Origin of the sequence: Bacteroides sp., assembly GCA_036351255.1 — a bacterium.
GTDB lineage: Bacteria > Bacteroidota > Bacteroidia > Bacteroidales > UBA7960 > UBA7960.
Genome location: JAZBOS010000115.1, coordinates 55,721 through 68,505, shown reverse-complemented (window position 1 = coordinate 68,505; position 12,785 = coordinate 55,721). Strand labels below are relative to the sequence as shown.

The following is a 12,785-nucleotide window of genomic DNA, read 5'->3' as shown; positions in this document are numbered from 1 at the left end:
TGGAAAAAAGGGCCCCCTTGCGGAGGCCCTTTTCTTCAAGATTAATGATCAGAATTATCGCTGGATCTGAACCCTGTGGGTGGTTAATCCCTTAGCGGTCAGAATCTGGATAAAGTAGATACCATTACGGAAAGAACCAAGGTTGATCTGATGGCTTTCGCCGACCACATCAGCAGCATAAACCACTTGTCCAAGCATATCAATCATGCGGAGTTCGCGGATCATATCGCCTGAAACAATGTTCAGGGTGGTGCGGGCAGGATTGGGGAAAAGCACGATTTCTGAGCCTTCCACTTCAATGACAGAGGTGGGGTCGGTCAGAGAACCGAACCAGTCGTTGACCTCCATATCGCCTTCAACGATAAGGCTGCGGTTATCGCCGCCATCCCATTCGCCGCCATCCCAACCTGCGTTGAGGAAGTATTTGTATTCGTAGGATCCGGCTTCCAGTTCAAAGGTTTTGGTCCAAATCATGGAGTCGTCCACGCGGCTCATTGTCTGGTTGTCAGGATCGGTGCCAGGCTCGGCCCACCCCAACAGACTGCCTGTAATGTAAACCACATCACTGGCCGGATCAAACGCCTCAGCATAGGTCATATCCACGTTAAAGGTAACGGTGAAAATTTCTACCACGGGTTCAACCACTGCAATGGAAGGTGTGAACAGCCAGTTGTCGGGGGTAAGGGGAACTTCGCCCACTGAATCCCAGGACTCGCTTCTCATGGCCCCTTGGGTAACCTCACCCGAAGTCCTGACCCCATAGTACCAGTTGAAGTTGTCGGCGTCATTATCGACCTTGGTCCAACCTTCGGGCATCCATTCCGGATCCACTTCATCGGCGACCCCACCCTGGAAGTCTTCATGGAAGACAATCATTTCTTCTCTGTCAACTTCTTCAGGGATCATGATGATCTTCACGTTGTCGATAACCAGGCGGTCCATGTCGGTCACATCGTGGTGCCTGATAGCTACATAAATATCATCGCCGGCATAGTCAGAGATGTCAACCTGCCTTGGCCTATATTCCCACCCGGGAACATCAGTGGATAGAGTCTCTTCCCATACGGTGACGAAGTCTTCAGGGTTGTCGCTGGAATTTGAGATCAGCACGCTGTAGTGTTCAGCGCGGTAACCCACGGTGGTAGCTGTAGAAGCGACATCCCAGTGAAGGACAAACTGATCTCCTGGCTCCTGTGCACTGTAATCGGGGAATACCAAGTCAAGAAACAGGCTGCGGTAGCCTCCGATCCCATTGTTCGAACCCAGGACATACAAGTCAGCGTTGATGCCATCGGCTGCGGGTTCAAAGGCCACATCGCCGGTTCCGTTGGCATTGGCGGCACCGTACATGGAAGGCGTTACAAATTCTGTTTCAGCCAGTTCGGGGTCGCCATCCACCACGCGGACAACCACCAGGTGTTCGTGGTTCTCGCCATAAAGATAGACTCCAACCATTTCATCATTGCCGTCTTTCCCGAAATACTTGATGGCCGTTGAGCCAGTCGAGATGATCTCACCGGCTACGGTACCAATCAGGGTTCCATCAGCACTGAGTTTTGAAAGGCTCTGACCTGAAGCGGTATAATAGAATGTGCCATCAGGTAGCGGGCTGACTACAGGGGTATTACCATGAGGAATTTCAAGGGTGATCACTTCAGGAGCGCCAAATACGCCATCCGTAAGGGTCCATTTATACACCTTGGGATTTGAGGCATCGGCTGCATAGAGGGTAGCACCGCCGTCGCTGAAACTACCTACCAGGGTTATCTTATCCCCAATGCGGCCACCTTCAGTGGGTAAGTTAAATTGCAGGATCGGGGTGGCAGGCTCAGTTACATCCATTTCATAGAGGATGAAAGTTGCGCCTGCTCCCATTGCCATATTGGCGGCTACGATCACACCATCGTCACTGGCCTCAATGTCGTTGATATGGAAAGTGCCAACGGGCTGGATGCCTGTGGTGTTAAGTTGTCCGGTTTCAAGACCAGTCAGGCGGTCGAGCACATAGACGAAATTGCCTCCTGTACGGCTCACAGCATACACGTGGTCGCCATAGGAAGCAAAGCCACGCTCATTGTTGGTGCCCATCCAGGAAGGATAATCTCCTCCGGCAACGGAAAACTCGAAGAGGGTCTCAAATTGCGGGATGACTACCTCTTCCCCTACCCGGATGTCATCCAGGTACCAGACATGTGCATCCTCTCCCTCATAGCGGAAGGCCACAAAAATGGTTTGGCCTGCATAATCGGTAAGATCAATGGTGGTTTCCTCCCAGGCATTGACCACTGTTGCGGTTGTCCAAACTTCTACGAATTCTTCGTCAATGGGGTTGCCACTTCCGGTAGAGATCAGCACACTGTTTTTGCCATAATAGGTCGGGAATGAGTTCACTGACCAGAAGGAAAGCACATACTGGGTTTCAGCGGGAATGACCATGGCGGGTGAAATCATCCAACCATCCTCATTGGCGATCGAGTTGTAGGTGTGAAAAGCCGAAAATTCGCCATCGGGGGTATGATTATTGGCTGAACTCTGGGCCCACTCAATGGCACTTCCATCCGGATTAACGATTTCCCAGCCTGCAGGGGGGAAGTCTTCGCCTTCAAAGTCCTCAACATAGGGGAACTCATCGATGATCACGGTATCGTCATAGAGAGGCAGCTCAACCAGTGCTCCGCCCCCTGCAAGGGCAGCGTAGAGACCAAAGGCCGGTCCATCGCTGTTGCTGGCGGGGTTCAGGAATCCTGAAGCCAGCACAGTAAGGGCCTCTCCCTGAAGCCCAAGGGTAGCCAGAGGCGCTGAATAAGCGGCTACGGTATTGGCACCGGTTTCATCACGGATTTCCAGTACATAATCATTGAGGGGCAGGCTTAGATATCCTGCAAAGTCACCAAAACTGAAATCGGAGATGATCTGTCCGACGCCTACCCCGGTTTCCCACACCGTAACGGTGGGTGCATCGGTTGAACCATGGAATACCAGGACGTCGGTGTTGGAGGGGTTCACTGCAGCTTCCTGTCCAAATTCATAAGCGTAAAGGCCAAAAGGCACGACCGGATCGTACCCCTCCGTGCTAACATTACCCGCAGCAACCACAACGTAGGTCATGCCATCGGTAAAGTTTACGGTCAGGGGTACCCCTTGTTCGATAGGTGCATCAGCAGGGGTAATGACCAGGTTGATATCCACGCCTGCGGGAGCATCCATAAATGGGGTTGCCGTGCGGAAGGCAACATCTTCCAATTGCAGCTCACCATCGGCGTAAAGGTCAACCAGAGCTACAGCCGCATCCGCCGAATTGTGAATCAGCTGAACCCTCGCCAGCGGCGGTTCTTCAACTATTTCACCTACCTTAATGTTGTCAAAAACAATGAAGGAGTTTTCATTGGCAACGGATCCCCCAAAGAAGTCCATATACCCAAGCATGATATTGCCGGGATCGGCAACCGCCATGGTTTCGGCCCAAATATGGCCATTGACTTTTAAAACGGTACGGTCAGCAAGTACTTCAATGGTAATTTCCAACCACTGGTTGCCGGGCTCGGTGCCAGTATAAGCCAGATTATAAGGATCGGTTTGTGTTGATTGCAGGGCGCCTGCAAATCCACCGGCAACACCCAGTAATTCCGCGCCGTCAACAAATACGCGAACATCCCTGGAGGCTCCATTATCGGGAGTCATGGTATAGTCAATCCCGTTGTTGCTGGGGCCTGTGCCTGGCGTCCCGTCTACAGAACCGGAACCTCCGGCAGGGGTCTGGATATCGGTGGAAGTATGGCCGGCACCGAAAATGGCATGCTCTGTTGTACCGGAACCGCCCACTTCAAAGTTCATCCAGAAATCAAAGGTGAGGGCATATTCCCCTTCAAACGACTGCCCATTTGGGAAAGCCATGGCAGCACTGATCGCACCCGGTGATACGGTGTTTACAGCCATTTTCAGCCCGATCCCATCGGTTTCTTCTCCAATCATAGGGATCCCTGCTGCTGCATAGTCAAAGGCAAAATCTGCCACATTGGTACCCCCAGTTTCTGTAAACGACCAGCGGGTAGCGGCATTTAAGTCGTTGAAGTTTTCTTCAAAGAAGACTGTGCTGGCTGCAGTAAATTCTTCCAGGACAAAGCCTTTACCCACGACATGCGCAAGAACCCGCACACTGCCATCCTCAAGCAAACTAACAGAATTGGTAGCCGTGAGGTTAGCATGTCCCGTGGGGGAGATTACAAAATCATAGACGATTTTTTCTGCCAGTTCAATCGAGTTGGTAATGGCTTGAATGGCCTCAATGATTGTTGCCCCTTCCGAGATGTCAACGATCTGATATCTGGCACCAACCTCTGGGTTCGTATCATTATTAATGGTGTAGGTGAGATACCTTTTACTGCCAAGGTAGAAAATGTTGGGGTCATAGGTCTTCATATCAATCAGTTCGGTTCCCCATTCAGCCAAAATTTCTCCATTCAGGTTGGCTATCATGATACCCTTGTTGTTACTGGTTACCACAAAAAGGGATTCTTCGCCTGGAATGGCATTGTAAATGCCATGGTTGTTGATGTGATCTTCAAGAACATCCAGCGTGATAAGGCCGGGGGTATCATGGTTAGTAAGCACACCACCCTCAAAATTCCACACCCTGAAAGCCTTGGTGGTATTCATGTGAGCGATGATATGTCCGTCACCCATAGGATCTCCAATGACAGAGAAAGCATCTCCCAGGCGGCCTGCTTCGGCGGTATAGTTAATTACCACTTCAGGCTCACTGGTGAGGCTGGTCCAACGGTAAATGTAAAATGGCCCCTGTCCCCAACCTGTTCCTGATGGGTTTAATGTCAGGTTTGAAACGTAAATTGCGTCACCTGCTACCCTGACATAATTGATGGGAAAGGTAATCGTGGTATTAATGATATCAGTTCCCATGGGGAGAGCGAAAGGCGCTGCGCCTGGATTCTGGCTGTCCCAAACCCAAACGTTAGGGCCGCCTTCGCGCGAAGCAACAATCACATAACGATCCTGGTAAAGGGCTGCTGCCCTGGCGTTTCCTCCGGAACCTATCTGCGTGGGCAGGTTGGTGCCGGTTTTGTCAAGCAATGTGGTGATGTCAAACTCAGCCTGCGCCCAGCCTTGAAAGCTGAAGAGCAACAGCAAAGTGAAAAACCACATCATGAAAGATTGTACATTTTTCTTCATAGGATTTTGGTTTAAGTTAGAAAAAGAAAAGAATAAGCGTAAAGCGTGACCGTAAGATTAAGAAGGTGATGCACGTGAGGATTCCATAGGACGTGTATTTGATTCCACCATCACAAATTCACAAGAAGGATAGGAAAATAAGTAAGGTCAACCGGTTTTTTAAACGGAAAAAATAATCGGTTTAGCCACCTCTTTTTGATCACGTCTAATTTATAAAAAAATTTATTAATTATTTACATTAGTGTCAAAAAAATGTTTTAAACAAAAAAAGGGAAGGCCTGGTGGACCTTCCCTTTCATAGGATTAGGAAACCAGATTATTTCTGAATCTGGATTCTGCGGGTCTCCATACCCTTGTCAGTAAGGATCTGGATGAAGTAGATACCGTTCTTGAATTGGCCCACATTCAGCTGGTGCTGCATGCCGGATACCGTTTCGTTATAAACCATCTGACCCAGCATATCAATCATGCGAACTTCGCGAATCAACATGGGTGATGTAATGGTCAGGTTGGTTTGAGCCGGTACGGGGAAAATACGGATCTGAGCCAGACTCGGATCGGTAACGCTGGTAGGATCGGTCAGATATCCAAACCAATCGTTCACTTCCATATCGCCTTCCACGACAAGGCTGCGGTTGTCACCGCCATCCCATTCACCGCCATCCCAGCCTGCATTGAGGAAGTATTTGTATTCATAGCTTCCGGCTTCCAGTTGGAGAGTTTTGGTCCATACCATGGAGTCATCTACCCGGGCCATGGTCTGGTTGTCAGGATCCGTACCCGGTTCTGCCCAGCCAAGGAGGTCACCGGTAATGTAAACCACGTCAGTCTCGGGATCAAATCCTTCAGCGTAGGTCATGTCAACATTAAAAGTCACCTCGAAGGTTTCCGTGTAAAGTGGGAGTGCCACTAAATCACCGCCTCCAGCAAGTGCAACGTACAACCCGAAAGCTGCCCCATCACTGTTATTGGCAGGATCAAGGAAACCAGAAGCCACCACAGTTATTGCGGCCCCATCCAGGCCAAGGGTGGCCAAAGGTGCGCTGTAAGCAGCAACGGTGGTTTCTCCGTCGGCGGTGCGAATCTCCAACACGTAATCAGCAGTATTAAGCAGAAGGTAACCTGCAAAATCACCATAGGAGAAGGTGAAAAGTTCACCTGCACCTACCCCGGTTTCCCAAACACTAACTGTGGGAGCGTCGGTTGAACCGTGGAATGCAAGTACCTCGGTATTTCCTGAAATGGCCGATTCGAGCGCAGCGGGCATCACATCCAGGCTGAAAGCAGGCGCAGGATCATAACCGCTGGCACTTACTATACCATTGGCAATGGCAATATAAGTTCCGCCTTCGCCAAGATTTAATGTTACAGGGCCCACTCCATTTTCGATACCCGCTCCGGCAGGTGCCACGATGATATCCAAGTCAACACCTGCGGGTACATCAACAAAGGGTGTAGCGGTGCGGAAAGCAAAGTCTTCCAGGAATAAATCGCCGTTCACATAGATATCAACCAAATTAACTGCAGCATCGGCTGAATTGTGGATAATCTGCATCCTTGCCATGGGCTGTTCAGCTAACTGGAGGGTAACGGTTTCAGTGACATTAGCATCAATGACCTCAACATCACCGGTTCCATCAACGTAACCTTCTTTCACAACGGTATAGGCGTAAGTGCCGGGAATCACGTTTTCAAAGACATAGTTGCCAGCTTCATTAGTAACATCGCCAAGCGTAACCACCGCATCGGTGATAGCAATGGCATCTTCATCCTGAACAGCAAAGGTTACTGTGTAACCAGTCATGAATGACAGGTTGAGGGTGAAATCAGTAAAGTCAGGTGAAGGCCAGGTAGAAACAATGGCAAAATAGGTACCGGCTTCCATCCATACATTGTTAAACGCTCCACCGCTGGTACCTGTTCCAAGAGCAAGCACGTTTGCGGGTACATCAATATTGGGGCACTCTTCCACAATAATAAGGCCAGTCCAGCTGCCAGCCACACTACCACTTAGATAACCAGCTTCGTCGAGGGTAAACTGGCCAACAAAGTCATAACCGTTGAGGTAATTGCTACTGGGTTCTAACCAGGCGCCCAGATAATCATTGCCGTAGGCTTCGGTATTGTCTGCGTAATCAACCAAAGGCAACGCATCGAAAACATAGGGGTTCGCACAGGTTGAGCCTGCTGGTCTGACAACACCCGCTCCCGTCAGTGGAACGGTAGCTGTTTCTGCTCCTGCTTCCCCATGGGCAATAGTAACTTCACCCGTAAGGATTCCTTCGGTTTGAGGTGCAAAGGCTACCGTAAATGATACAGTTTCTGTTCCAGTCAATTCAGCCGGAAAGTCCTCTGCAGTATAATTGAGGATATAATCGGTCGTGTTGTCAAGAACAGGGGCATTCACCATTAGGGTTCCGGGACCGGAATTGGAGATGATGAAGGTCTGCGGTTGCGATTGTTCCGTTACGCCAACATCGCCAAAGTCCTTGGAATCCGGAGAAATGGTGAAAACGGGTACTTCAGCAGCATCCTCAACGGAGACATTATCAACGTAGAACCTGAGGTCAGGTGTTGATCCGGAAGGTCTTTCAGCATAAAAGCCTACTTTAACCAATCCTGAATAACCTACCAGCGAAACAACAATGTGGTTTCCGGTGGCAGATATAACATCGCTTGCATCCCAGTCGATCAACACGTTGGCATTGGTCCAGGTCATACCATTGTCAGTAGAGATCACCACCGCCACATAGTCATCGGGCCCAAGTGTACTCTGTGCAGTACCCGTCCATGGAGTCAGGGCAATGTCAAAGCTCAGCTGATAATCGGTTGTTCCATCACCCAAGTCGATGGGAGGGGTAATCAACCAGTGGTTTTTAGTACTATAGATATTGATGTAAGCGCTGTTGTCTTCTCCAGATAGGTTGCCAAAAACATGGTGTGACCATCCTGAAGTAGTGGGTTCCAGTGTAGTGGTTTCGCCCAACAGTCCGATAAACTTACCCCAACCAAGTGGGGGGAAGGGCTCTTCGTTAAAGTCTACTACAAAGGTAGGATACAGGGTTGCATCAAATCCTTCGCCAGTAAGAGGAATCTGATTGATGACCTTGCCGGTGAGATTATCATTGATTTCAATGGTGGCACTCTTTACGCCCACGGTTACGGGGGCAAAGGCAACGGTAAAGGTTGCGGTTTCACCAAAGGCAAGCTCAGCCGTTTCAGCCAGGTTGGTCAGAACAAACTCAGCGGCATCCGTACCGGTCAGTGTAATATCGGCGGGGTTGATCACCAGGGTGCCAGCACCGGTATTGCTGATTGTAAAGGTTTGTGGATTAGAGGTTTGTTCAATTTGCAACATGCCGAAATCTTTCGACTCGGGTGATACGGCAAAAACTGGATCAGCAGGAATGGCTTCCCAAACTACATTATCCATGTAAATGGTGCGATAAGTGGCTCCCAAGCCATGCTTAAAGGCAATGTATTGGTCGGTTCCAGTGTATTCGTCAAAATTGACATAATATTGCTCATGGGCACTGGTCAGGGTAATGGCTTGAAGTACCGTAAATGTAGTGGGGTCAGCAGGATCGGTAATGGTACCAACCTGGAGAACATAGTTTGTGCCTTTTGCCATAAAACCGATCCGGTTGGATGTGATATTGGTTACCGCCGGAGTGATTAGTAAGAGGGTGGCATTGGCGTCCGAGGAGTTAGCCATCCGAATCTGGTTGGGAGCAGAAACCGGTGTACCTGCCGTGGTAACGTCAACAGCAGCTGCTGTACTGGTAGCCTGGACATAATTTGCCCATGCCGAAGGCAACCCGCCGACGGTAGCCAGATCAAAGTTCTCGAAGAAAGCGGCAAAGGGGGCATATCCCGAACCCGTAATATCTACCGTAGTTGGTGAGTTTGAACCGTTGTGTGCAATGTTCAGCGTTGCAGTGTAATCTCCAACAGCGGCTGGGGTAAAGTCCAGTGAAATATTTACGGTAGCACTCGGGCCGATCTCAATGGGATAGGTAATGTCGCCCAGGCTGAACATAGCAGCATCAGTACCTGTGAGGGTAATGTCGCCATCATTGATCTGCAGGGAGCCAACAGCCACATTGGTCAAAGCAAGGCTCTTGGAAGCAGAGGTCGTTCCTTCTAACACCAGGCCAAAATCAAGGCTTGTCGGAACCACGGCCAACTGGGGCTGGGTGGGTACTTCCTCAAGGAAGAACGCGTCAACATAAATGTTATTACCGTATGCACTAATGGCCTTGAAAATGACATAATAATCACCTGCCTTTTCAACAGGGAACGGGAAGGCAAAATAATGCCATCCTGCACTGGTTACTACTGGTTCAAGGTTAATACTACGGTTTACGACCCCAATAGAAACGGCATCCGTCAAGTCAGGGGTGTCGTTCACAAGGACTTCTACACGATCAGCATTGGTTAAATATCCTCCATCGCGATACATGGAGAACCTAACCTGGTAGTCTCCAGCTGGAATCACCACTTTGGGTGTGATCAATGCCGCCGAATTTCCGGAGCTCTGGCTGTATGCGTTGTACCGGATCATGCCAGCACCATCCTGTGGTGAAGTGGTGGGATTGGTACCGGAGGTAAGCCGAGTCCAGGTTCCTGTGCCAACAACAGCCAGGTTCTGGTAGCCATCAGCCGGGAATACTTCATCATTGAAGTTCTGGTGATAGGGGAAAGTTGTGATGTCATAGGATGGTGTCCCGCCGGTATAATCGGGGAAAACCAGGTTGAGATTCAGACTCTCATAACCAGCAAAACCGTTATTAGTTGCCAGGATATACAGGTGAACACTTCCATCAAGGCCAGGGATAAAGGCCACGTCACCTGCACCGTTGGCATTGGCGTTGCCACGCATGCTGGGGGTTTCAAATTCCAAAGTAGCAAGGCTGGGATCGCCGGCAGGAACCCGGATAACCTTGATGCGCTCCTGGCCAACACCATAATTGAATACGGCCACCATTTCGTCATCACCATCGGTGCCCAGATATTTAATAGAGTTGGATCCGGTTGAAATAATCCCTCCCGGAACAGTCCCGACCAGTGTGCCATCGGCATTCAGTTTGGAAAGGCTTTGGCCATTGGCATTGTAATAAAAACTACCATCAGGCAGGGGAGCCACAGCCGGTGTACTTCCTTGGGTTACCCCCAGGGGGATGATTTCCGGAGCTCCAAATACACCTCCCGTAAGGGTAAATTTAAACACCCTGGGGTTGCTGCCATCGGCTGCGTATAGGGTTGCACTGCCATCGTCAAAATTGCCTACAACGGTAAATTTATCACCCAAGCGAGCAATGCCGGGAAGGGCATATTCAATAACAGCTACCGGGGCAGCGACTGCATCCATTTGGTAAACCTTAAAGACAGCGGTTCCATCCACTGAGGTATTCATGGCCATATTTGCGGCCAGGACAACACCGTCGCCACTGACTTCTGCATCGTTAAGTGCAAAAGTTCCTCCAGAAACACCGGTCGTATTGAGGGTTCCTGTTTCAAGGCCCGTTACGGGGTCGAATACACGTACAAAGTTACCGGCATTCCTGCTGACGGCATACAAACTTCCACCACCGGCAGCCATGCCCCTTTCGGTATCTGCACCAAACCATGCGGGCAGGGTTCCGTCAACAGCAGCAAACTGGAAGTGCGTATTGAAGGGGATTTCATAGAAATCAGCCAGGCTGCGCGGAACAATTTGCAGCGTTGTATTGTACTGGATAATCACTCCCGTGATGTTGTGAGGGGTGGTAGGAATTTCTGTTCCGATATAATCTACGTTCCAGAAATCCGTACGCATCACAAAGGTATTGGTCCCATCAGTAAGAGTATAGTTTTGCCCGTTGGCAAAGGTACCGATAGAAGAAAAGGTAACGTTTTTAAACGTCACTAACTTGGCCTGATCATCCGTGGTCACACCATCGAGGGTGAAAACCGTGGGTACTACTGGGTTGCCAGTAGAAACGGCAGCACCGGGGTCGGCAACGGGCACAAACCGAAGCAAATTATTGGCCAGGGAAAGGGTTCCGGAAATGTTCTGGATCTTATCGCCAATCGAATACTCGGTGTCAATAATGCCCTGGTTGTCAAAAATCATGATGGCTGCAGTGCCATCCTGGATAAATTTGCGATTGTTGAAGCCATCCATGGCAGTGATCAGGGCCTCACCCGTCAGCCGGTAAGCCGTTCCGTCAGTCAGCCCTGCTCTCAGGCCAGCAATGGTAGCTACATCGGTAACTGCAGGAAAATTAAAGGTGGCCGAAGCAATGTTGCTGTCATCCAGTCCTTCCTTAATACCAATGGCTTTCACTGTAGTGGTACTACTCACCTCAAAAGGCGCCGTGTAAAGGGTAGCGGTAGCATCCGGATCCGTTCCATCGGTAGTGTAATAAATGGTTGCACCTTCTGTAAGGGTTGAAATGCTGACATCTATCGGAGCATAAAAATCACCTCCATTAGGAGAAAGGGATGGAGTAGCTACCTGCGTAACTGCACCTGCTGCAGTCCAGGAAATATTGTCAATAACAACCTGGCCGTCAGAATTATTTGCATTGATAAACTTTATGACAACGTCTCCACCAACATTCACCGTTATATCACCGGAGTTTTTAACAATGTTGGCTTCGCCAGCACTGGTAACATTGCCTACCAACACATCGTTAACCAACACATTTAGGTTAACATTGGTGGAAAAGGCTTGCATATAATCAAAGTTGATAATGCCAATCCCACCAGAAATAGTTCCTGAATAAACATTTGGCTGGGGGGTTCTGTTTCTTCCAAGCATGATTGCATTGCCCGTAATGGCAATATCTCCCCGGCATTGTTCGTAGGTCCAGGTCGAACCATCCTGACCAAGAAAAGTACCATCAAGGTAACTTGTGCCTGTCAAATCCAGGTTGTCAAATGTTTCTAAACCCTGTCCTGGGCTGTTAAAACTCAGAAAAAGGAATAAGGCCATAAACCAGGGTATGGCCAGTTGTAATTTTCTCTTCATAGTAATTGTTTTTAGTGAGTAAAAAAGGGTGTTTTGATTAAAAAAATCCAAAAGAAAAGCAAGGAAGCGAGTGCTTCCGGGGTGTTAAGGGGGTCTTAAGGCAAGCGGCATGAATCCCTCCTTTCGTTAACAGCGTAAGAAAAACCGGACTTATTAGCCCTTTTCTCCATATAACCGGGAAAAAAAGTCTGTCCGGTCCCCAATTCTTAGCCAAGGGCTAATATAAAAAGAAATATCCTTTTTTGAAAAGGATTTGAGTTAATTTATTCTTCCCCAAATTTGAAGCTTCTAGATATCCAAATTTCCTAAGGCAAGTTTCCTGCTCTATGATCTGAAAAGGATGCTTACAGAAGGACTGAATGTTTTTTTCTTTTAGCTTTGTTGCAAGCTGATTGTGAGATTATTAAGCTGTATTCCCGCCTTATGTTTCTCAGACCTCATTCATAGTTAATACGGAGTTTAGACGGTGTTTATTCGGTTTAAACCGAATAAACACCGTCTAAACTATGACCGTGGTAGGACCGAATAAGGAAGGAGGGAAGATAAAAAAAACCGCCCGGAGATGAATTCCCCGGGCGGTCAA

At 49.1% G+C, this 12,785-nt stretch carries 2 protein-coding genes; both read right to left on the bottom strand.

The window, feature by feature from the left end; translation table 11 throughout:
- Positions 1 to 54: 54 nt before the first annotated feature.
- Positions 55 to 5,187, bottom strand: coding sequence for a DUF4623 domain-containing protein (locus V2I46_11555; GenBank protein ID MEE4178132.1), 5,133 nt, complete (start codon positions 5,185 to 5,187; stop codon positions 55 to 57).
- A 316-nt stretch (positions 5,188 to 5,503) separates the two neighbouring features.
- Complete coding sequence (locus V2I46_11550; protein ID MEE4178131.1) at positions 5,504 to 12,202, bottom strand: choice-of-anchor D domain-containing protein; 6,699 nt, start codon at positions 12,200 to 12,202, stop codon at positions 5,504 to 5,506.
- Between the last annotated feature and the right edge of the window lie 583 nt (positions 12,203 to 12,785).

Coding starts and splice junctions, on each gene's coding strand:
- V2I46_11550 (MEE4178131.1), bottom strand. CDS start 12,202: ATGAAGAGAAAATTACAACTGGCCATACCCTGGTTTATGGCCTTATTC.
- V2I46_11555 (MEE4178132.1), bottom strand. CDS start 5,187: ATGAAGAAAAATGTACAATCTTTCATGATGTGGTTTTTCACTTTGCTG.